The sequence below is a fragment of the Micromonospora saelicesensis genome, from assembly GCF_900091575.1.
Taxonomy (GTDB): Bacteria; Actinomycetota; Actinomycetes; order Mycobacteriales; family Micromonosporaceae; genus Micromonospora; species Micromonospora saelicesensis.
The window spans coordinates 639,320-660,392 of record NZ_FMCR01000004.1 but is presented as its reverse complement, the minus strand read 5'-3'; the positions used below and the strand labels follow the sequence as shown (position 1 = coordinate 660,392).

At 70.6% G+C, this 21,073-nt stretch carries 14 protein-coding genes and 2 rRNA genes; 10 read left to right on the top strand and 6 right to left on the bottom strand.

The annotated features are described in order from the left end of the window. From GA0070561_RS21240 to GA0070561_RS21230, 3 genes are all read left to right on the top strand, one after another. Positions 1–108: ribosomal RNA gene (locus GA0070561_RS21240) — 23S ribosomal RNA — on the top strand; the annotation flags it as partial. An 85-nt stretch (positions 109–193) separates the two neighbouring features. Beyond that, a 5S ribosomal RNA gene (rrf, locus tag GA0070561_RS21235) occupies positions 194–310 on the top strand. Positions 311–709: 399 nt separating this feature from the next. Next, positions 710–976 (top strand): hypothetical protein, encoded by a 267-nt coding sequence (locus GA0070561_RS21230; protein WP_091403514.1) that lies wholly within the window; start codon positions 710–712, stop codon positions 974–976. 161 nt (positions 977–1,137) lie between these two features. Here GA0070561_RS21230 and GA0070561_RS21225 read toward each other — a convergent pair whose 3' ends face one another. Continuing rightward, positions 1,138–2,958 (bottom strand): VanW family protein, encoded by a 1,821-nt coding sequence (locus tag GA0070561_RS21225; protein ID WP_091403513.1) that lies wholly within the window; start codon positions 2,956–2,958, stop codon positions 1,138–1,140. Between the two features lie 182 nt (positions 2,959–3,140). Here GA0070561_RS21225 and nudC point away from each other — a divergent pair, with 182 nt between their 5' ends. Then, positions 3,141–4,058 carry an NAD(+) diphosphatase gene (gene nudC / locus GA0070561_RS21220; protein ID WP_091403648.1) on the top strand — a complete coding sequence of 306 codons (918 nt, stop codon included), beginning with the start codon at positions 3,141–3,143 and terminating at the stop codon, positions 4,056–4,058. Here the strand turns inward: nudC and GA0070561_RS21215 are convergent. Further along, entirely contained in the window at positions 4,055–5,323 is a 1,269-nt protein-coding gene (locus tag GA0070561_RS21215; RefSeq protein ID WP_482194121.1) for a polysaccharide biosynthesis protein, read from the bottom strand. The genes nudC and GA0070561_RS21215 overlap by 4 nt on opposite strands. Next, the gene (locus tag GA0070561_RS21210) at positions 5,320–9,744 is read right to left on the bottom strand and encodes an alpha-(1->3)-arabinofuranosyltransferase (protein WP_091403511.1); all 4,425 of its coding nucleotides are present in this window, start codon (positions 9,742–9,744) and stop codon (positions 5,320–5,322) included. The genes GA0070561_RS21215 and GA0070561_RS21210 overlap by 4 nt, the downstream gene beginning before the upstream one ends. Before the next feature lie 167 nt (positions 9,745–9,911). Here GA0070561_RS21210 and GA0070561_RS21205 point away from each other — a divergent pair, with 167 nt between their 5' ends. The 3 genes from GA0070561_RS21205 to GA0070561_RS21195 are packed head-to-tail and all read left to right on the top strand — an operon-like array spanning position 9,912 to position 13,729. Continuing rightward, entirely contained in the window at positions 9,912–11,789 is a 1,878-nt protein-coding gene (locus GA0070561_RS21205) for a hypothetical protein (protein ID WP_425255906.1), read from the top strand. After that, complete coding sequence (locus GA0070561_RS21200; RefSeq protein WP_091403506.1) at positions 11,790–13,499, top strand: MmpA family trehalose lipid delivery protein; 1,710 nt, start codon at positions 11,790–11,792, stop codon at positions 13,497–13,499. It begins immediately after the preceding gene. 35 nt (positions 13,500–13,534) lie between these two features. Continuing rightward, complete coding sequence (locus tag GA0070561_RS21195; protein WP_091403503.1) at positions 13,535–13,729, top strand: hypothetical protein; 195 nt, start codon at positions 13,535–13,537, stop codon at positions 13,727–13,729. Here the strand turns inward: GA0070561_RS21195 and GA0070561_RS21190 are convergent. Together GA0070561_RS21190 and GA0070561_RS21185 are read right to left on the bottom strand one after the other, a co-directional pair. After that, positions 13,714–14,892: a glycosyltransferase family 4 protein gene (locus GA0070561_RS21190; protein WP_091403642.1), complete on the bottom strand. Its 1,179-nt coding sequence runs from the start codon at positions 14,890–14,892 to the stop codon at positions 13,714–13,716. The genes GA0070561_RS21195 and GA0070561_RS21190 overlap by 16 nt on opposite strands. 117 nt (positions 14,893–15,009) lie before the next feature. Continuing rightward, positions 15,010–16,266, bottom strand: a complete 1,257-nt coding sequence (locus GA0070561_RS21185) for an acyltransferase family protein (RefSeq protein ID WP_091403500.1) — start codon at positions 16,264–16,266, stop codon at positions 15,010–15,012. A 112-nt stretch (positions 16,267–16,378) separates the two neighbouring features. Between GA0070561_RS21185 and pgfA the strand changes: the two genes are divergently transcribed. After that, positions 16,379–17,584, top strand: a complete 1,206-nt coding sequence (gene pgfA, locus GA0070561_RS21180; RefSeq protein WP_091403496.1) for a cell envelope lipid trafficking protein PgfA — start codon at positions 16,379–16,381, stop codon at positions 17,582–17,584. A 52-nt stretch (positions 17,585–17,636) separates the two neighbouring features. On the opposite strand, the gene GA0070561_RS21175 is transcribed toward pgfA, so the two are convergent. Then, complete coding sequence (locus GA0070561_RS21175) at positions 17,637–18,401, bottom strand: class I SAM-dependent methyltransferase (RefSeq protein WP_091403493.1); 765 nt, start codon at positions 18,399–18,401, stop codon at positions 17,637–17,639. A gap of 400 nt (positions 18,402–18,801) precedes the next feature. On the opposite strand from GA0070561_RS21175, the gene GA0070561_RS21170 reads away from it, so the two are divergent. After that, positions 18,802–19,416: a DUF6230 family protein gene (locus tag GA0070561_RS21170; protein WP_091403490.1), complete on the top strand. Its 615-nt coding sequence runs from the start codon at positions 18,802–18,804 to the stop codon at positions 19,414–19,416. A gap of 77 nt (positions 19,417–19,493) precedes the next feature. Then, positions 19,494–21,062 (top strand): DUF6114 domain-containing protein, encoded by a 1,569-nt coding sequence (locus tag GA0070561_RS21165; protein WP_091403487.1) that lies wholly within the window; start codon positions 19,494–19,496, stop codon positions 21,060–21,062. Positions 21,063–21,073 lie beyond the last annotated feature (11 nt).

The window sequence follows — 21,073 nt, the reverse complement described above, 5'->3', positions numbered from 1 at the left end:
ACTTTGTGGGGTAAGGCCCCCAGCTAGACGACTGGGTTGATAGGCCGGAAATGTAAGCCCGGTAACGGGTTCAGTTGACCGGTACTAATAGGCCGAGGACTTGACTACTAAGCTGCTACGCGTCCACTGTGCAACTCTGAACAAGCGAACACCCGTGAAGTGTTACCGGGGTTGTTTGATATGTTCATAGAGTTACGGCGGTCATGGCGGAGGGGAAACGCCCGGTTACATTCCGAACCCGGAAGCTAAGCCCTCCAGCGCCGATGGTACTGCACTCGTGAGGGTGTGGGAGAGTAGGACGCCGCCGGACAATCTTTCAGAAAAGGCCACCCCTAACGGGGTGGCCTTTTCTGCATTCCCCTGCCTGGTTGATCGGCTCGGTTTCCTGATACCCCCGGGCTACCCGATGACCCGGTGAGGTCGGGAACGATGACCTGTCAGGCCGGGGACAGGGGCCGAGCTGCTCCGAAGCCGTCAAGGTCACGCTCGAACCAGGATGTAGTGGCCTCACGGCGTGCGGACACCACTACATCCAGGATGTTGCGCGATCTTGCGAACGGGCCAGGTGGTGGTCAGCGATTCTGCAGATCAGCAGATCAGCAGATCAGCGGTCGGGGGGTCAGCAGATCAGGGGTTCGGCGGTCAGCAGGTCGGCAGGCTGGGTGTGCAGTCCAGGCTTGGGCCTGGCGTCCAGGGCTAGGCTCGGCCTGTGGATGAGGTCCTGATATTTGTGGTGTTCGCGGGCTGCGTGGCGGCGGTCCTGGGCATCCTCTGGTGGCTCGCGTCCCGGGTCCGTCGTCGTGGCATCGGTGGCGAGGTCATGGGGCCGTTCGAGGAGATGTGGCACCCCGCGGCGCACCGGTTCCGGGCCGAGATCCGGGTGCAGGAGACTCGCACGGTGCCGATGCCACCGCAGGGCGGCAAGCGCATGGGCGCGGCGGCAACGCCGCCTGAGCTGGCCCGGGACCTGAGCTGACCGCAGAGCAGGACCGACCTCTCGGAGCAGGACTGGCCTCAGAGAAGGGCTGACCTCGGACCTGAGCGGACCCTCAGACCGTCGGGCCTGAGTAGACCCCCGGACCCGCGCTGACCGGAGCAGGGTCGGCCTCAGAGCAGGGTCGACCCCGAGCGGGGGCCTCAGGACGTCTTCGGCCCGCAGACGTAGCGGGGCTCCGCGTCGTAGCGCCAGGTGAACTTCTCCCGCTTGACCACCACGCCGCCCTTCTTGATGACCCGGAAGGCGTCCTGGGTGAAGCCGTTGATGCCGTTGGTCTCGATGCACGAGGGGCCGGGAGCCAGATGGATCTGCTTCGGCGCCGTGATGTTGCGGCGCGGCCCGTACTCGGTCTTCACGCTGTCGTAGATCTTCGTGCTCCAGATCGACACGGTGATCGTGCTGGACGTGTACGACGTGTCGATGAGCACGCCGTACTCGGTGTTGTTGCGGAACTTGAAGTCCAGATTCGGCCAGAAGATCGTGGACTCGATGACCGCCGGGTACCTGTCGAACCAGTACGAGTGCGGCTTGTGCTCGACATCCTCCAAGCCGGCGTAGTAGGTCGCGTTGAACAGCGTGGTGGTGAACTGCGAGGTGCCGCCGCCGACGCCCGGCACCAGCTTGCCGTCGAGGATGACAGGTGCGTCCCGGTAGCCCTGGGCGTAGCCGCGCTCGCCGGTGTGCCCGTTGAGCGAGAACGTCTTCCCGGGTAGCACGACGGTGCCGTCCACCTTCCTCGCGATGGTCGCGATGTTCTGGCTGCGCGACGAGGCCATGCCGCCGGTGAACCGGGTGGTGAAGGTCGACACCCGCTCCTTGATGCCCAGGCCGGCGAGCTTCTCCCCGGTCAGCTCCGGCGGCGTCGGCTGCAACTCGCCGGTCACCTCGCGGCCGTCCGCCTTCGGCAGCACGGCCAGCAGGTCTCGACTGAGGGCTGCGGTGTCCAGCTGCTGCCCGGATCGCCCCTCCTTGGCGGTGGGCCGGCCACCGGAAATCGTCATCGTGGCGTCCTTCGGCGGCACCTCGATGGCGGCCAGCTTGTCGCCGAGCGCCGCCCGCAGCCGCTTGACGTCCACCGACGGGGTGAGCTTGCCGGTCTTGTCGGCCCCGAACCGAAGGCTCTTCGCGATGGCGGCGGGCGGGATCGTCACCTGGCCCTTGTTGGTACGCAGGGTGACCGGCGCGGCGACCGCCGGCTTCGCCAGCTCGCTGACCATCCGGTCCAACTCCTCCGGAGTGGTCGCCGGGTGGGTCTCCACCAGGGGCACGGTGACCGGGGCGCCGGCCAACCAGCCGGCGCGGACCACCTCGGCGGAACGTTCCGGGTTCAGAGCCAGCCCGGGCTTGGGCTGTACGACCTTCGGCGTGGTGCCCTGATAGGTGATCGCCGGCATCGTCATGCCCTGGGCCTGGTTGCCGAGCACCTTACGGAGTGCATCGTCCAACCGGCCCACGTCGACGGTCACCACCGGCTCGACGGTGCGGGAGCCGACCAACCGGCTGACCGGGTGGGCGTCGGCCTCGGCGGCTGCCGCGACGGTCGCCGGCACGTCGACGGTCAGCCCCACGTCGGCGGGGTTGATCTCGGCGGTGCGCCCGTCGACGGTGACCTTCAGCGGCGTGGCGAGCGTTGCCGCCCTCCGGTCCAGCTCCGCCCGCAACTCCCGGTCGGCGTCCGCGCGGCTCCGGCCGCCCAGTTCGGTGCCGAGAACGCTGGTGCCACGGGGAACGTCACCGGCGTACGCCCAGGCGCCGGCACCCGCCACGGCGGCGAGGACGCCACCCGTGATGCCGGCGGCGAGCAGCACGCGCATCCGACGCGGCCGACGCGGGCCGCCGTCCGGCTCGCCGGGAGCGGCTGTGGTGACCGGCTCAGCTCCGTCGTCCGGCCAGGTGACCGCGGTGACCTGCACGGTGGGCCGGTCGTCGGCGGGTGGACTGTTTTCGCCGTACAGCGTCACTGCAACCTCGATCGCCAGGGTGCCGCGGGAGGTCCTCCCTCCCGGAGGCACCTACGGTAACGAATGCCCGGCCGTCCTCGTCGGCTGCGCCCTTCAGGCGCTGCTACCGCGTGTCGTTCGGCGTGTCGCACCGGTCCGGGGGCGGTGCCGACGGCCGACCACCGGCGTGGCACGGTGACCGGGTGGACACTGCGGAGCGGGTGTTGGCGTACGGGGGCGGATCGCTGGACCGGGCGGGACCGTTGCGCACCGATCCGACGCGGTTGGGTGCGCTGCTCACCGAGTCGACCACCATGCTGCTGCCGATGTGGCGGGACCGTTGTCTCGTCGACGGGCACGGGCCGGTTCGGCTCAGCGCGGAGCGCGCGGCGCTGGTCCGGTCCGCCGCCGGCGAGACCGTCTTCCTGGGGCTCGACGGGGAGGCCGCCGTGTTCGCCGCGGACCTCTCCGCGCTCCCCGAGCGGTCCGCCGTCGAGATGGCCGGTGCGGTGCGGTCCGTCGACGTGCGGGCACTGGTCGGGCGGCTCGAACCCGGCGACGCGGCCGTCCAGGCGTACGCCAGGGGTTTGTTGCACTGGCACCGGCAGCAGCGATTCTGCGGGACGTGCGGCGCGCCGGCCGTCGCCGACGGCGGCGGGCACCTGCGGACCTGCACCGACACGGAGTGTGGACGTCTGCTGTTCCCCCGGATCGAGCCGGCCATCATCGTGTTGGTCGAGGCACCCGGTCGGTCGGGGCGCTGTCTGCTGGCCCGGCACGCGGGCGCGGCCGAGGACGCGTACTCGACGCTGGCCGGCTTCGTCGAGATCGGCGAGAGCCTGGAGGACGCGGTCCGTCGGGAGATGGGCGAGGAGGCGGGCGTGACCGTCACCGACGTGACCTACCAGGGGTCACAGGCGTGGCCGTTCCCCGCCGGCCTGATGGTGGGCTTCCGGGCCACCGCCACCTCCGACGAGGTACGCGTGGACGGCGAGGAGTTGCTGGAGGCGCGCTGGTTCACCCGGGCGGAGCTGCGGGGCCGGGCGGCCTCGGGTCGTCCGCTCGGTCGGGTGGACTCGATCGACCACCGACTGCTGACGGACTGGCTCGCGGAGGGCTAGTCGGGCTCAGCCGCCGGAACCGGAGCGGGCCGACGGGCCGTCACCGCCATCAGCGCGGTGGTGACGATGGCCGTGCCCACGGCCACGAGGAGAAGACCGGGGACGGTGTGGGGCCGGAGGGTCGCGGTGACGGCCACCAGGCCGGCCACGCCCACCCACAGCGGTGCCGCCGCCCAGCGCGCGCCGGCCGCGAGACGGTCGTTGAGCAGCACGAACGTCACCGCGTAGAGCGCACCGACCGCCGCGAAGAGCGGCGCGTACCGGCCCAGGTGGTCGTAGTCGGGCCCACCGGCGAGGCGGAAGGCGAGCCCTCCGGCGAGCGTCGAGGCGAGGACCAGTGCCACCCCACACCCGCCGGTCACCGCGAGCGCAACCGTTCGGCTGCGCCGGTCACCGCGGGCCAGCCGCGGTAGGGCGAGGACGGCGGCGACCTGCGGTGCCCAGAGGGCGCCCTTGCTCAGGACGGTGCCGACCGAGTACGCACCGGAATCCGACGGGGACAGCAGTTGCCGGGCCAGCAGCAGGTCGGCGTAGGAGACGACGAGCATCGCCAGTGTCGCACCGCAGCCGGCGACGACCTGAGCGACTGTCAGCCGTGGCGCGGTGGACGAACGTCCGGGCTCACGGGCGAGTCGGGCCAGCACCGCAGGGGTGAGGGCGGCCGTCAACGCGCCGATCGCCAGCGCGCCGGTCGGTCCCGCGCCGAGCAGCAACCCGGCGATCACGCCGCCGTAGCGGCCGGCGGCGAGCAGTGCCATCCCGACGGCGAGTCGTACGAAGCGTTGGCCACCCTGCAACTCTCCGAGGGACCGGGAGGAGAGCACGACCGCCGCGGTGGTGACCGCCAGCAGTGCGGGCATCTCGATCGGAAGATCCAGGGCGGCGACCAGCAGTGGTGTCGCCGCGACGAGGGTTCCCGCGCACACTGCGGCGGTGACCGCGGTGAGCCGTCGAGTGTCGGAGGCGCCGTGCCGGGCGCGGTGTACGGCGACGGCCAGTTGCAGGCCGAGCCCGGGCACACCGGCGATGGCCACCAGACCGAGGGCGGCGGCGAGCGCGCTGAGGTCGGCCGGGTCGAGTCGCCGGGCGGCCAGGACCGGCACCAGGTAGGCCAGGCCGTTGACCAGGACCCCGGCCACTGTGACGCTGACCCCGGCAGCGCCGAGGCCCGTACTCCATCCGCGTGTCAGTCCCGTCTGGGCCGGCCGCGCCGTCTGCGCCGTCCGCTCTGCCGCCGTCGGACGGACGGGTCGCCGAGGGCTCATGTGACCTCTGAGAAGGTCGGGAGTTGCCCGTCGGCCGGCCCCACCGCCGGGTCCGGCCCCGCCGGGCCAGGTTCGGTCGGGTCAGGTTCGGTCGGGTCAGGTTCGGTCGGGTCAGGTTCGGTCGGGTCCGGCTTGGCCAGGTCCGGGTCTGGTCCCTCCCCGACCAGCGCGGTCGCCGCAACGGCCGAGGTCACGGCGGTCGGTCTGGCCCGGCGTACGGGCCGTCGTCGGGAGGCAGTGGAGAGCCAGAGAGCACCCAGGGCGACGACGATCATGAGTTGCAACAGGGCGTCGGTGTTGCGTTGCGTCGAATTGAGATAGAACCACCCGGCGAGCAGGACGAGCGCGCCGGGGAGCCACGTCTCGACGGCCCGGCTGATCGTCCTGGCCCGACGTGGGTCGGCTGGCCAGGGCAGGCGGCGTGGGCCGGGTACCGCCAGCATGAACCCCGCCGCGACCAGCAGGCCGCCGATGAGACCGCTCGCCAACACCAGCGCGGCGGCGCCGACGGCCAACAACGGCAGGGATCGGGTGACCCGACGACGGCCCCGCGGTACGGCGGTCGACGACGTGCGCCCGGTGGGCTGCCGGGCGGGCAGCACCGCGAGGAGGACCACCACCGCCAGCAGGATGCCGCCGAGCAGAAGGCCCGCCCGGTACGTCGTGTCCGGGGCGAAGCGGAGTACCACCTCCCCGGAGGTGCCGGCGGGAAGAATCCAACCCTGCTGCCATCCGTCCACCACCAGCGGCTTCAGCGTCCGCCCGCCGATGGTCGCCTCCCAGCCGGTGTTGGTGTTCTCCCGCACGGCGAGTACGCGGTCGACTGGGTGATCGGCCACCCGTACCCGTCGTTCGGTGGCTGCCCAGGAGCCCACCTCGATGGCGCTGGCGACCGCCGCCGGGGTCGGCGTGGGCGTCCGCGGCACCAGGGCGACCCGAGTCGGCGAGGCGAGCTTGCTCGGTGTGGTCACGAGGCGGTGCTCCCCGCGGCCCAGGTCAAGCTGCCCTGGCGTGGCCCGCCCGCACGGTGTCACCGGCATCTCGCGCAGTTCCAGCAGGTCGCGGAGTGTGCCCCGGAGCGTGGTGGTCACCCGGGACGCGCCGATCTGCAGCGTCGGGCCCGACCCGCAGGCCAGCGCCAGGGGTGCGTCGAGGCGCGGTTTGACGATGGCCGCTCCGGGCAGCACTGCCACCTCGCCGACCGCGACGGGCAGCTTCTCCGGCAACCGCAGCTTGTACGGGTCCGTGCTGGTGGCGGCCGGCTTGTCGAGGAACTGGATGGTGATCTCGTCGGTCCGCATCGGCGGGTCCAGGCGAAGGAGCCCGTCGTCGCCGAGCAGGCTGCTTCGGAAACCGTCGTCGCCGACCACCCGCACACTGCCGAGGCGGGTGGCGGCTGTGTCGTCGTCGACGGAGAACCGGAGCCCGGTGATGGTCTGCGGCTTGAGCCACTTGAGGCGCAGGATCGGTGCCTCGTCGCTGACCGCCGGTGACCAACTGGTGGTCGGGTCCCCGTCGAGCGCCGCGCCGGCCCGACCGGTCGGGTCGGCAACGGCCGTTGAGGAGGCGCTGGCCTGCGCGGCGAGGCGCAGCGGCTGTGCGTCGGCCACCAGCTTGTCGAGAGTGTTGTCCAGGTCCGGGCCGGCCGTCGGCCGCGCCCACAGCTTGGCGTCGTACGCGCCGGCGGCGGGCAGGTTGACGGTCCGGTCGATGGTGGAGGCGTCCTCAGAACCGCGTACGGCGTCGGTGGAGCAGCGAGGGTGGCCGTCGACGGAGAAGCAGGCCGGCGTGGTGGGCGCCGCCGACACGACGACGGTCGCCGGCCGGTCGGTGGCCGGTGCGGCGGGAAGGACAAGGGTCCGGCTCGTCTGGACGCCGGGAATCTTGATCTCGGCGATGCCGACCGACCCGTTACCGAGCGGGCGGAGGTCGTAAGCGTCGTCGATCGAGATCTGAACCGCGCGGGTGACATGGACGCCGGGCAGGTCGAAGACCATGTGATCGCTGAACTGTTCGACGGTGCGGCTCTCGTACCCGGCGGTGACGGTCACCGTCGTGGGCAGAACGTCGGCCTTCAGGTCGAACCACACCTCGACCCGGGTGACCCGTGTCGGGTTGGCGAGGCCCACCTCGACCCACTGGCGGTCGCTGGGCGAGTACGGCGCGGACTGCCAGGAGGTTTCGGGATTGCCGTCCATCGCCGCGTACGGCTGGTGCTCAGGGCGGGCGCCGCCGGGGGAGTCCACCTGCGAACGGGCGGTCGACGCGCGGATCGCGCTGATGCCCTCGAAACGGGCGACGGTCAACTGCTGCGCCCCCCACTCGGGCAGGTAGTCGTGAGCGGGTGCCGCCACCTCGAAGGTGTCATCGGCGGTGAGAGTCTGGGAGGCGTTGTCGCGCGATCGGCCGAACGACACGTCCCGCCTGCGCAGCCCGTCGGTCATCGCGACCGGGCCGGCAACGCCGGCAGCCGCCGCGTCGCCCGCCAGGACCGTTGGCGCCGCGCCGAGCTGCCCTGCCGCGGCGAGGTCGAGGAGCGATTCGGGGCCTCCCACCACGGTGCTCACGTCGTCACTGTCGTACGCGACTACCGGCTCGACTGGCCGGTCGACCTGGTAGACCTCCAACGCCCGGACGGGCACGTCGAGCCCTTGGTCGCGGAACTCGTCCCGGGACGAGGGCCCGCCGCGCAGGGGGCCGAAGGAGGTGACGCGGGTCAACCCGGGTGAGCGATCCAGTGCCTGGCGGACCACTGCCGGGCGGGCCGTATCGGAGCGGCCGTGGTCAAGGTCGGCGCGGAACAGGACGTGGCTGATCCCGGACCGGGCGAGCAGGTCGGCCAGCCCGGTCGAGCCGGCGCCGGTGGCGAGTGTCGACTCGATCGCGTCCAGCAGCCGGATCGTGGTCGGTGGGGTGAAGGGGATGGCGTTGCGTACCGCCCACCGGCTGTTCAGCAGCGGCTGGGCGATCTCATCGGTGGTGTTGCCCCAGTCGTACGAGGGGAAGCGGGCCCCGGGTACGACGAGTACCCGCCCGCGCCCGGTGTTCGCGTCGAGCCAGTCGGTGGCCTCATGCCAGTAGCCGGGCACCGCCTTGACGCCGCCCGGCGTGGCGAGACCGCCGGCGAGCGCGGGCGTGGCAACCGCCGTGACGGCGACCATGGCCACGCCGGCCGTGAGCCAGGCGCGTGCGACCGTTCGCGGGCGGTGCTGCTCGGGTGCGGTGCGTGCCGCGCGGACGGCCAGGCCGATCAGGTGCGCGATGCCCAGGGCCAGGGGCAGGCGGAGCAGGACGTCGAACTTGTGCACGTTGCGCAGGGGGGCGCCGACGCCGTCGAGGAACTCGCGCTGAGGGCCGGCGAGGATGTTCGGCAGGTCCCCGACGTGCCCGAGACCGACGAGGGCGGCGCCCAGCACCAGACCGGTGATGAGGAACCGGCGGTGCGGCATCCCGCGTCGGGACAGCCCGAGGACACCGAGGGCGGCGACCACCAGGGTGGCGGCGACCAGTAGCGCCTCGTTGGCGAGTCGTGCGCCGGACGGAAGGTTCGGCCCGAACGGGGAGGCCAGGTAGGCGAGCCAGTAGGAGGCGCCGCGGAGCGTCGTCACCGCGTCGGTGACGCTGGTCGTGTTCCGGGCGGTCTCGATGTAGTCCAGGAAGGGTGGGCTGTACCGCCCCAGAACCAGCAGTGGAACCAACCACCACGCCGTGGCCAGCGCCACCGCGCCACACCAGGCGGCGATGGCGGTGACGCGGCGGCGTAGCGGCTGGAGGGTGGCGAGCCATAGCAGGGCGAGTGGCACCACCGCGGCCACGGCTGTGGCGTTGACTCCACCGGCGCAGGCGACGGCGACGGCCGACCCGGCGACGGCACGCCGCACTGGGGTGCCGCGGGCGAGGCCCACCAGCGGGATGAGCACCCAGGGGGCGATGGCGCTGGGCCAGGACTCCACCGAGCCCCAGCCGAGCTGGGTGAGGATGCGGGGTGACAGCGCGAAGGCGACACCTGCGATCATGCGTCCGGCGGGCGTGCCGATGCCCAGCCTGCCCGACAGCCTTACCACTCCCAGGTAGGCGACACAGAAGATCAGCGCCCACCACAGCCGCTGGACCACCCACGGCGCGAAGCCGAGTTCCGATCCGAGCAGGAAGAACGGGCCCATCGGCCAGAGGTATCCGTACGCCTGGTTCTGTAGCTGACCGAACGTGCCGGTGGGGTCCCAGAGGTGCAGCGAGCGGAGCAGCCACCCGGCCGCGTTGACATTCAGGTCGATCTTGGTGTCGGGGACGATCTGACCCGGGGCCTGCTGGAAGGCGAGGGCGGTGAGAGCGATGCAGATGGTCAGGTGCCGAAACCGCCGGGCCGTGTGCCGGGTACGGCTGGACCCCCGAGCGGGATCATTGGTCACCTCTGCACGCATTTCGGCTCCTGTCTTCGCCAGCCGGACGCGCACCTGCAACCGACAACCGTCGCGCGACGTTATCCGGATCAGGCACGGACGGGCCACCAGGGGTGCTGTGGTGGCGTTATCGGGAAAACGGCCGTCCCCACGGCGTGTAAGCGTGTGGCAGGCTGCCGACCATGTCAATGCCAGAAGCTGAGGCCGAGACGCATCTGGAAGGCGTCGCGTCCGAGGGCGACCGGCCGGGGCCGATCGGCCGATGGTTCCGTGCCGACCGTGTCCGCGCGGTAGCGTTCGCCCTGATCGTCGTGTCCGTCGCCTGGCGCGCCGGCCTCGCCACCCGTGGCTGGTTCTCGCAGGACGAGTTCGTCATCGCTGCCCAGGTCCTCGACACCCGGTTGGACGCGGACTACCTCCTGCGTACCTTCAACAACCACCTCATGCCCGGCGGCCTGCTGGTGGCGTGGGCGATGGTGCGGGTGGCGGGCTTCGTCACCTGGCCCTGGGTGCTTCTGCTGGCGGTCGGCCAGGCGGCGACCGGGTTCGCCGTCTACCGGTTGCTGCGCCATCTGCTCCGGCCAGGCTGGGGGCTGCTCATCCCGCTGTGCCTGTTCGTGTTCAGCCCGCTGACGCTTGAGGTCTCCTCGCTGTGGCTGGTCGGGCTGCTCGTGATGCCGATGCAGTTGGCCCTGGTCATGGCGGCGACGGCCCAGGTCTGGTACGTGCGGACCGGCCGACTGCGGCACCTCGTGGCGGTCGTCCTGTGGGTGGTGTTCGGCCTGCTCTTCGACACCAAGTCCCTGCTGATCGTGCCGCTGCTGTTCCTGCTGACCGTCTTCCTCTTCACGTCGGGGGGCGCCTGGCGCAGCCTGGTGACGGCGGTCCGCCGACACTGGCCGGCGTGGCTGGCGCTCGGTGCGCTCTCGGGGGCGTACCTGGCGTTCTACCTGACCCGTCCCGCCCGCGAGCTGGACGAACCCACGTCGGTCGGTCAGGTCCTCAACTTCCTCGGTGACCTGGTCGGCGAAACCGTCGTTCCGGGTCTACTCGGAGGTCCCTGGCGTTGGTCGTACGCCGGTGACGGTCCGCCGCCCGTGGACCCGTACGACATCGCCAAGTGGCTGTCCTGGGCGGTGCTGGGGGCTCTCATCGTGGTCACCGCGAGGCGGCGCCCGTCGGCACGGCGGGCCTGGCTGCTGCTCGCGTGCTACCTCGGGCTGGTCGCCGCGCTCTTCGCCGTGACCCGCCTCGGTGGGCCGCTCGGCACGTTGGTGGGCATCATTCCCCGGTACGTCGCCGACGTGGTGCTGGTCGCCGCGATCTGTGTCGGCGCGGCCCTGTTGGGGACGAAGGACGCCGATGAGGACGACGTGTCCGCGTGGCCGGTGCCGACCGTTCTGCGGGAGCCGGGTGCCTTCGCGGTCGGCCTGGTCTCGATGATCGTCGTCCTGGCCACCATCGGGGTGGGCACGCTGTGGAGCACGGCCCGTTTCGGGGACAACTGGAGCACCAAGTACGGACGGGACTACCTAGCGACGACGCAGATCGAGCTTGCCGCCGCTGCGCCGGGCACCGTCTTCCTGGAAACCACCGTCCCGGACCGCGTCATCGCCGGCTACTTCTGGCCGGACAATCTCCAGTCGCACTTCTTCCGCCCGGCCGAGCGTCGGCCCACCTTCGTGGCGGAGGCCGAGCGGCCGTTCATGTTCGACGACTTCGGCCGGATCCGTCCGGTCGTGGTGCAGGGGCGAAAGATCGTGCCGGGAACGGTGCCCGACTGCGGGCACCTGGCCGAGGGTGGTCGACCCGCCCGGATCCCGTTGGACGGGTACCTGGAGGAGTGGCCGTACGCGGTCCATTTCGGCTACGTCAGTTCGGGGGACTCGACGGCACTCTTCCGTCTCGGGGACGCCGTCCGGGTAATCACCCTGAAGCGCGGGCTGAACGACGTGTTCTTCCTGCTGGAGGGGGCTGGGGACGCCGTCGAGGTCACCGTGAGCACCTCGGGGGTCAGCGTGTGCACCCAACTGATCACCGTCGGCCGGGCGGTGCCGGCGCCGTGAATGGTTGAGCAGACCACCGGCGCCGGCGCCCCGCCGGTGCGGTGGGTGCGCGACACGCTGCCGCTGTACGCCGTTGCGGCGGCCGTCACGGTGCTGGTGCTGGCCCCGCTTGCGGCACCCGGCTACGCGCTGCTGTACGACATGGTGTTCGTCCCCCGGCAGCCGCTGAGTTGGGATCTCGTCGCCCCGGCGCAGACTCTGCCCCGGGCGGTGCCGATGGACGCAGTGATGTCAGTGGTCACCCAGCTCGTGCCGGGCTGGGCGGTGCAGCGGGTGGCGCTCGGTGGGGCGGTTCTCCTGGCCGCGGTCGGCGCCGGCCGTCTGGTGCCGACCGAACGGCTCGCGGTCCGGTTGCTCGCCGCGGTGGCGTACGCGTGGACGCCCTACCTTGCCGAGCGGCTGCTGATCGGACAGTGGGGGCTGCTGCTCGTGTACGCCGCGCTGCCCTGGTTGGTCCGGGCGGCGCTGGACCTGCGGGCGGGCCGTGATGGCGCGCTCGCTCGAGTGGTTCTCGCCGCCGCTCCCGCCGCGATCACCCCGACCGGCGGGTTGATCGCGTTGGGCACGGTGATCCTGCTGGTGTCGGACGGGACGCGCCTTCGCCGGTCGGCGCTCGTGGTGGGCGGCGTCGCGTTACTCAACGCCCCCTGGGTGACCGCGGCCCTGGTCACCGGAGCTGGCGGGTCATCCGATCCGGCGGGGGTGGCTGCGTTCGCGGCGCGCTCGGAGAATTGGGCCGGTCCGCTGGTGGCGCTCGCGGGTACGGGTGGCGTCTGGAGCGCACAGGCGACGCCCGCCAGTCGCGCGGCACCGCTGGTGCCGCTGGCGACCCTGATCCTGCTGATCCTGGCCGGTGTCGGAGCCGGCCTGCTGCGGCGCCGGCTGTCCCGGGGTACGGCGGTGCGGCTGGCGGTGCTCGCCGGGATCGCCTTCCTCCTCGCTGCCCTCGGGGTGCTCCCCGGCGGGGCCGCCGCGCTGCGTTGGGCGGTGGTGCACCTGCCGGGCGCGGGGCTGCTACGAGACGGCCAGAAGTTCCTGGCCCCGTACGCCCTGCTGCTGGTGGTGTGTGCCGCGTTGGGTGCCGAGCGGCTGGTGGCCAGGATCGACCGGGAGGTGGCGGGGGTGGTTCTGGTCGGCCTGCTGCTCCTGCCGGTGGCCGTCATGCCCGACCTCGCATTCGGCGGTGCCGGCCGGCTTCGTCCGGTGAGCTATCCGGCGGACTGGCAGGCGGTCGCCGAGCGGGTGGCCGGCGAGCCGGGGGAGATCCTCGCGCTGCCGCTGTCCGCCTACCGGGCCTACCCGTGGAACCCGGGACGTGTCGTCCTGGATCCGCTGCCGCGCTATCTGCCGGGGACGGTGTTGACCGACGACACACTCCGGGTCGGCGATGTCGCTGTGGCCGGGGAGAATCCACGGATCCGCGAGGTGCGCCGGGTGTTGGCCGAGGGGCGGCCCGTCTCGGCCACCGGCGTGCGCTGGGTGGTGGTGCAGCACCAAGGGCCCAGCGAGGTCGACCCGGCGACCCTTCGCGATCTCGAAGTCGTCCACGAGGGACCGTTTCTCACTCTCTACCGAAATCCAACTGTTCCTCCCGAATCGGACCCCCCTGGACATGGCGCGTGGGCAGTCGTGATGGCGCTCGGCGCTGCCCTTCTGATGGTTATGGCTGCTGCCATTTCGGCACTACACCGGCGCCCTACCGCGTGGTAACGTCCGCTCGCACGTCTCGCCATTGGAGGATTGGCATGCGTAGAGCTCTGACCCTGGTCGTCTCCGGCATGGTGGCGGCGTTGCTGGGGATCCTGGCCCTCGGCGGGCTCTCGGCCGCCGCGACCGCCACCGACAAAGAGGCGGCCAACGAGGCCAAGAGTGTTTCGGAAGCGGCCAAGCGTGCCGGAAAGAAGGACCCGTACGCCCCCGAGGTCTACGGCGTCAGGTAGGACGGCTCGCCCCGCTGCTGCACTGGGCGGGGCGACTCCACACCGTTCAGCAGGTCCGCGAAGTGCCCACCCGCTGCCTGCCAGGTGAAGCTCGCCGCGTGCTTCCGGGCCTGCGCCCCCATCTCTCGCCGCATCTCGTCCTCGTGCAAAAGCGTGCGCACCTTCGCCAGGTAATCGTCGATGTCGTCGGCCAGCAGGCCGGTGCGCCCGTCGACGACAGCTTCGGCGACTCCACCCGCTTCCCGGAACGCGACGGTTGGCGTGCCCGCGGAACCCGCCTCGACAATCGTCAGACCCCAGCCCTCCTTCAGTGACGGGGTCAGGGCAACCCAGGCGGAGGCGAGCAGAGCGGCTTTCTCCTCCTCCGTCACGAAGCCCCGGAAATCCACCCGCTCGGTGATGTCCAGCTCCGCGGCGAGCTCGCGCAGGTGCGACTCCCACCAGCCCTGGCCGGCGACGACCAGTCGCAGCTGGGGCAGCTCGTCGGCGAGGGCCGCGACCGCCCGCAGCGCCACCTCGACCCGCTTGTGTGGCACCAGCCGATTCAGCGTCACGAGAAGCGGGAACGGCGCCCGCTCGGCGTCGGTGCTGCGCAGCGCCGGGGTGCCGTTGTGCACCACGGCGACCTGCTCCGGCGGTACGCCCAGCACGGCCAACTCTCGGCGGGTGGCCTCGGAGACGGTGACGTACCGGCACCGCCGGTAGACGCGTACGGCGAGCGACGACTCGATCCACCAGCCGAACCGGGCGGCCCACTGCGGAAGGACCACCGGCCACTGCTCGCGATGCACGTGGTGGATCAGCTTGACCACCGGTCGCCGTGTCCACAGCGGGGAGAGGAACGGCAATCCGTTGCAGACGTCGACCAGGATGTCGGGGCGGCCGCCCCGACGGCTTGACAGCGGGCCCACGCCCAGCGCGCCGGCCAGGTAGCTGAGCGCCGCCCAGAGGTAGACGGTGTGTCTGCCGCCGCGCCGCACCAGCCGGACGCCCGCCTCGTTGATCTCGTCGCCGGGTGCCTCGCTGTGGGCGGCGCAGAAGAGGGTGGCCCGGAAACCGCGCGCCACCAACTCGGCGGCGATCCGTTCCACGTACACCTCGGAACCGCCACCCTCGGGGTTACGGGTATCTCGCCAGTTGAGGAACAGCACGTGTCCGGGCATGCCGAAGCGACGCTCCACGCGAACCCTACTCTCAAGTAATTTAGGGACGCGCGTCACACTAGGGGCTGGGGTGCCGGCCCGGCAATGCCCCGATGGGGCAGCGCTGATCGACTGGCGCTACGCGTTGACAGTGGGTGCGGGCGTGACCGTCGGTACCGCGACGGCCGGTGCGGCCACGTCGACGGCGGGTGTGCCGGACGCCTGCCCGCGCCCGGCCCGTCGGTTCCGATGCTGCGATCCGAGGACCTGCAGGGGCCGCTCGACGCCGTGGTAGCTGACGGCGGCGTACACCAGGCCGAAGACCATGGTGAGTACGAAGATGTTGAACAGCCCGCCGGTGAAGAGCGGTCGGTCGTCGATCAGGTAGATGAGTTCGATGACCAGCGGGTGCCACAGGAACAGTCCGTACGAGACGGTGCCGAGCCATCGGGCGGACTGGGCACCGAAGGCCTCCTTGACCCGCGTTGGCCCGCCGAAGGCCACCGGGATCAGGATCAGCGTCGCGATCGCGAGGTACAGGGCCAGCTTGACCGCGAACTCGGCGGCTGTCGGACCGGCGAGGTCGCGGGGTCCGGCGATGGGCGTCGTCGCGATCGCCATCAGCCCGACCGCCGCTGCCCAGCAGGCAATGGGTGCGGAGGCGAGGTCATCCAGTACGCGGAATGCGGCGGGCGCGGTCCCGGTGCGCAGGGCGACGTGCGCCGCCGCCAGGGCCATCCCTGCGCTGAACCAGGCCGCGTACGAGGGGAGCCACATGGTGTGCAGACCATTGCTGAGCCAGCCGAACCCCATCAGGGCGAGCCATCCCGCGGTCACCAACAAACCCCCGCAGACGATCACGACGGTTCGGACGGGACGCCATGACCGACCAACAGCGAGCACGGCGACCAGCGGCAGGATCAGGTAGAACGCGACTTCGGTGGCGAGACTCCAGGTCTGGGTGAGCCCGGAGCGCAACTGGCCAGGCCCGTAGATCTGGGTGAAGGTGAGGTGGCGAATCCAGTCACCGGCGGACGCCGGCCGATTCTGCGGCAGGACGATCAGGCAGACCAGCACCGCCAGCCAGTAGGCGGGCAGGATTCGTAGGGCCCGCCGCCAGAGGTACCGCCCGGCGCGCGGCCGGGCCTGTCCCGTCGCGGCGTTCAGGGCCCACGGTCGGAACAGCAGGAATCCGGAGAGCACGAAGAAGATGGCGACGCCGACGTCGAGCCGGGCCAGCCAGCCGCCCCACGAGGTGTTCATGGTGGCGGCGGTCTGGAACCCGACGTGGTGACCGACGACCGCCACGGCGCCAATTGCTCGCAGCGCATCGAGGGCGGGGAGTCGATCGGTTACCGAAGTCTGCGGAAATGTTGGCGCGGCGGCTGTGGACATCTGGACATCCAGGGGGTCGCTTTCGAAGGTGACCGGGGAGTAACCTCCCGCCATGTTAAGGATCGGGTGCCCCGGACAACAGGTCGTAGGGCGGCAGGTTACAGGAGGATGAGTGAAGCTTCGCGTGGGCGCCGCGCTATTCGGGCTCGGTGTTTTGTTGCTGGTCTTCGCGGCTGGGCTGCCGTTCTATGTGGCCCCCTCCGTGACCAAGCTCCCTTATGATCTTGAACCAACGACGTCCGTCGCGGAGGCAAAGAACGCCAAGTTCCTGAAGATCACTCGCGTCGGCGAGTCGGTGAGCATCGAGGTCCTGCAAGGTGACCTCGTCTCCAGCGTCGAGGTCATTCCTCAGCCGGACGACACGAGGGACCGGCTACCCAAGGAACTCAAGGGCGACGCGGTGATCTGGGACGTCTACCAGACGGTCAGGCGTGCCGACACCCCGGATGTGGTCAGCCAGTACAGCACCGAGCTGGCTCTCTACCGGATCTCCGGCGCGGCCGCCCCGTGGAAGGAGCAGTGGCTCAACGAGAGCGGCGCGGAGCAGACTCCGGTCGGGAACGTGAATTACTCCGGCCAGATCTACAAGTTCCCGTTCGGCGCCGACAAGCGGGACTACCAGGTTTTCGACCGTGACCTGAAGCGGGCCGTCCCGGCGAAGTTCGTCGGCACGGAAAAGATCAAGGGCATCGAGGCGTACCGCTTCGAGCAGCGGATCGAGAACGAGGTGCTGAACACCCCGGAGGCGAGCCTCAAGCCGCTGTTGGGCAGGTTCGCCCCCGGCGCCACCAGCGGCCAGATCGTCTACAGCAACACCCGTACGCTCTGGGTCGACCCGGTGACGGGCTCGTACGTGAACGTCCGGGAACAGCAGAACAAGGAGCTGCGCCCAGACACCGGCACCGCCACGGTGCTGCTCGACGCTGACTTCAACTACAACGACGACACGATCAGCCGCAGTGTCGAGACGGTCAAGGACAACCGCTTCAAGATCGGCCTGATCAGTTTCTGGGGCCCGATCGCCGCCGGTGTCCTTGGTCTGATCGCCCTGGTCGTCGGCGTATGGCTGGTGACGCGGACCAACGACGGTGCCGCCCGGCACCGCGCCGACCCGGCTGTGACACCCGGCACCGACCCGACTCGGACCCGGGTGGACCAGGAACCGGTACGCGACGCGGAGACCGCCGAGCAGCCCAGGACCGAGCCCGCAGGCGGTCCACTGACCGACGAGATTCCGCCGGCCTCGACGAACTGGAAGTCCGAGGACCCGACGGTGCCGACCCAGCGCCCGGCGCACGGCGAGGTGGAGCAGCGCTGACGGGCACGACAGGAAGCACGACCGAGGGGTGGGCCGCGATGCGGGCCACCCCTCAGTCGTGGAGCGGCTCCTGCCTCGAATGCCCTGCGCGGCGTACCGCGTACCGCATGCAGACCCAGTCTTCGCTGTACAGCAGATCGCGCCATTGCCCGACGATGTCCCCGCCGTGTGCGGCCATGAGCCGCACCATGTCGGCGTGTGGTACGACAGTCATTTTCATCGGCGCCGGATAATTGAGCAGGTGGCACTGTGCCCAGCTGATCAGGCGGGACGGCGCCAGATGCCAGACGATGCCCCTGGCCGTACGCCCCGGCTCGGTTGGCAACCCCACGACGGCGATGCCGCCTGGCCGCAACACGCGCAGGAATTCGGCCAGATAGTGATCGATGGCGGGGCGCGGCAGGTGTTGCAACACCAGGGCGCTGTAGACCAGGTCGAAGTGGCCGTCGGGAAACTGGCTCAGGTCCGGTGCGTCGTTGAGGACGAACCGGACGTTCTCGGCGCTCCGGTTCAGTCGCCGGGCGGCCTCCAGCATGGTCGGAGCTATGTCCACTGCGACGACCTCGTCCGCGTGTGGGGCGAGTGCCTGAGACAGTCGCCCGACGCCGCAGCCGAAGTCGAGCACCCGCTCCCAGCGGGTGGGCAGGCCGAGTTGGCGAAGTTGGCCGGACGTCCCCTCGACGTCGGTGCGGCCGGTGGCCAGGAACTCCTCCACGTCCCACCGTCCGCCGCGTTTGCCGGGCTCAACGAGTACGGCCCAGAGTGGATCTTCAGCTCCGAGCTTGGTCCAGTCGCGTCGCACGTCGTTCAGTTGCACGTCGAAACCCTAGGACCTCCGGCCGCTCGGTGGGGTCCTGCTGTTTCCCGGATCGCCTGGATATTCGGACGAGAGGAAGAGCCGAACGGCTCTCCGCGATTGCGCGCTTTACATCTGTTATCTAATTGTAATTCATCGATGCTCTGCCACTCTCCGCTGTTGGGGAGCAGGGTTATGTCTTCTTTGTCACTTGCCAAGGTTTCTGTCCACACCGGTACTTCTACGATTCGTGACGTTGGCCTGCTGTTGAGTCACCCTCGTGTTGCCGCCGGATGGCCAGGGGGTTGTGAGCCGCGCCGCAACGGGTGCACCATCAGGCTCGATCGTTACCCGCCGGTAACACATGACGGGCCCGGCGCGGGGCCGCCAGTCCCGGGACCGGCCACCTGAGGAGGAACCCGTGCAGGATCGGTTTGAAAATCAGGGTCGTACCCGGTGGCGGCGGTTCGTCGCCATGGCGGTCCCCGCCACCGCCGCCGCCGGCGCCATCCTGTTCGGCATGTCGACCGGCGCCATCGCGTCCGACGTCACCGTGTCCGGGCAGACGTTCAAGATCGGCGCGGCCCGCCTCGAGGGCGACGGCTTCAAGCAGTACGGCGGCGTCGTCCGCGAGAAGGGTAAGGACGGCAGGACCCACCCGATCGCCGTCGCCGAGATCAGCAGCGCAGAGCTCTACAACCTCTGCCAGTCCATCCGCTCCGACCTGCCTGGCCTGCCGGTGGTTCTCACCATCAACGCCGGTGAGGGCAAGGAGCCTGCCCGGGCCAAGGACCTGCTGATCGCCATGGACTCGCTCGACGGCAACGCGACGTTCACCAACATCAAGATTGGCCGGGACGCTACCGACCTGAACGCGACGGCGCAGAAGGGTTCGTTCGGCCAGAACTCCGACCACGTCACCATCACGAACCTGCAGCAGGTGTCCCGGTACACCACGGCGGCCACCTTCAACCTCGTCGGACTCCGGTTGAAGGTCAACGTGGGCGACGAGGCCAAGGGCAAGGAGTGCTTCTGACGTGAGTCGGGGCCCGCGGTGGCCGACCACCGCGGGCCACGTCCCCGTCCCCGTCCCCGCTCCGCCAGGAGGAGTACGTGACAACCGCCAACACGTCCCACGCCCGACCCGGCGGCACGGCCCAGGCGTGGCGGACCTTCCGCCGCTGGCAGCGGAGCCGACCGTTCTGGGGTGGCTTCTTCATCGCCCTGGCCGGGGTGGCGATGTTCGCCTCCACCCGGATGACGATCAACGGCCTGAGCTTCCACAGCGGAGCCACCGGTCTGCTCTCGCTCCTGATCCCGGTCATCCTGGTGACCTGCGCCCTGCTGCTCTGGTTGAGCCCGGCGCAGCGGCTGTTCTACTCGGTCGTCGCGGCGGTCACTACGGTCTACTCGCTAATCGGGCTCAACCTCGGCGGCTTCTTCGTCGGTCTGCTGCTCGGCATCGTCGGCAGCGCGCTCGCCTTCTCCTGGACCCCGATCCGGCCCGCACCACCCACGCCGCCACCGGCCGAGATCGAGCAGAACGGCGACGACCCGGGCGGTGCCGGCCTGGCCGGCGTTGGCCTGGCTGATGTCGGCGCCGACGAATCTGACCGTGGCGGCGCCGAGCAGGACGGTGTCGGGCGGGTCGGCGACAGCCAGGGCGGTATCGACCAGGACGGTGCTGGCCAGGGTGGTGTCGACCAGGGCGGTGTCGGTCAGGGCGGTGTCCTGCGGGTCGATCATCCGGGGGTCGGAGCGTCCGACGGTGCGCCGCCCGAGTGGCCGGGACGTTCCGCTGATCCGCGAGCCTTCGCCATCGCTCTCGTGGTCGTCGGCCTGGCGGCCGTCGGGTTGGCCAGCCAGCCCCGAGCGGTACAGGCAGCGCCGAGCCGACCGGCCTCGACCGGCTGCCCCACTCCGCCCCGGGCCGTCACCCCGTCGCCCAGCCGCAGCGCGGCCACGCCGACGCCCGCCCCGAGCCCGGGACAGGGTGGCAACGTGATCACCGACATCCTGGACGGAATCGGTGATCTGCTCGGCCTCGGAGGCCGCGAGGACCCCGCGCCCTCGGCGAGCCCCACCGCCACGCCGGCAGCCCGGCCGACCAGCACGGCGACGCCCCGCCCCGGCCCCGCCGACTGCCCGGCGCAGCCCCCGGGCAAGCCGACCCCGGGCAAGCCCGGAAAACCGGCACCCGACCGGCCGGGAACGGTGCAGCCGGGCAAGCTCCTGCCGCGGATCGCCGCCGATCCGGCCCTGCCGACGGTGGCCCAGACGCCGTCGAAGCTCACCGGGTCCTCGGTGCGGATGACCGGGCTGCGGTTCGACGGGGTTACGGACCTGCACACCGTGAAGGGCGACCTCAAGGTGCTGAAGTTCAGCATGCGGGAAGCGGTGACCACCGACTTCCTGCTGCGGGCCGACGGCCCCGAAGGGCGCAACCAGCGGTACGCGACCAACCAGTTGACCGTGCGGGGAGACGTGGCCTTCTACGCGACCCGGTTCGTCGGCCGACTGCTCGGCATCAAGATCACGCTGACTCCGGATCTGCCCCTACCGGACGGCCTTCCGATCACCTCGCCCATCCCGATCACGTTCACCGACCCCACCATCGACCTGGCGTACGTCACCAGCGACACGCTGACCGCCCGCCCGGCGTTGGCACTCACCCTCGGCTGAGCGCACAGCCG

Excerpts from the sequence above, each read along its gene's own strand:
- GA0070561_RS21185 (WP_091403500.1), bottom strand. The coding sequence starts at position 16,266 with ATGTCCACAGCCGCCGCGCCAACATTTCCGCAGACTTCGGTAACCGAT.
- GA0070561_RS21190 (WP_091403642.1), bottom strand. The coding sequence starts at position 14,892 with ATGCCCGGACACGTGCTGTTCCTCAACTGGCGAGATACCCGTAACCCC.
- GA0070561_RS21205 (WP_425255906.1), top strand. The coding sequence starts at position 9,912 with ATGCCAGAAGCTGAGGCCGAGACGCATCTGGAAGGCGTCGCGTCCGAG.
- GA0070561_RS21215 (WP_482194121.1), bottom strand. The coding sequence starts at position 5,323 with ATGAGCCCTCGGCGACCCGTCCGTCCGACGGCGGCAGAGCGGACGGCG.
- GA0070561_RS21210 (WP_091403511.1), bottom strand. The coding sequence starts at position 9,744 with ATGCGTGCAGAGGTGACCAATGATCCCGCTCGGGGGTCCAGCCGTACC.
- GA0070561_RS21195 (WP_091403503.1), top strand. The coding sequence starts at position 13,535 with ATGCGTAGAGCTCTGACCCTGGTCGTCTCCGGCATGGTGGCGGCGTTG.
- GA0070561_RS21200 (WP_091403506.1), top strand. The coding sequence starts at position 11,790 with ATGGTTGAGCAGACCACCGGCGCCGGCGCCCCGCCGGTGCGGTGGGTG.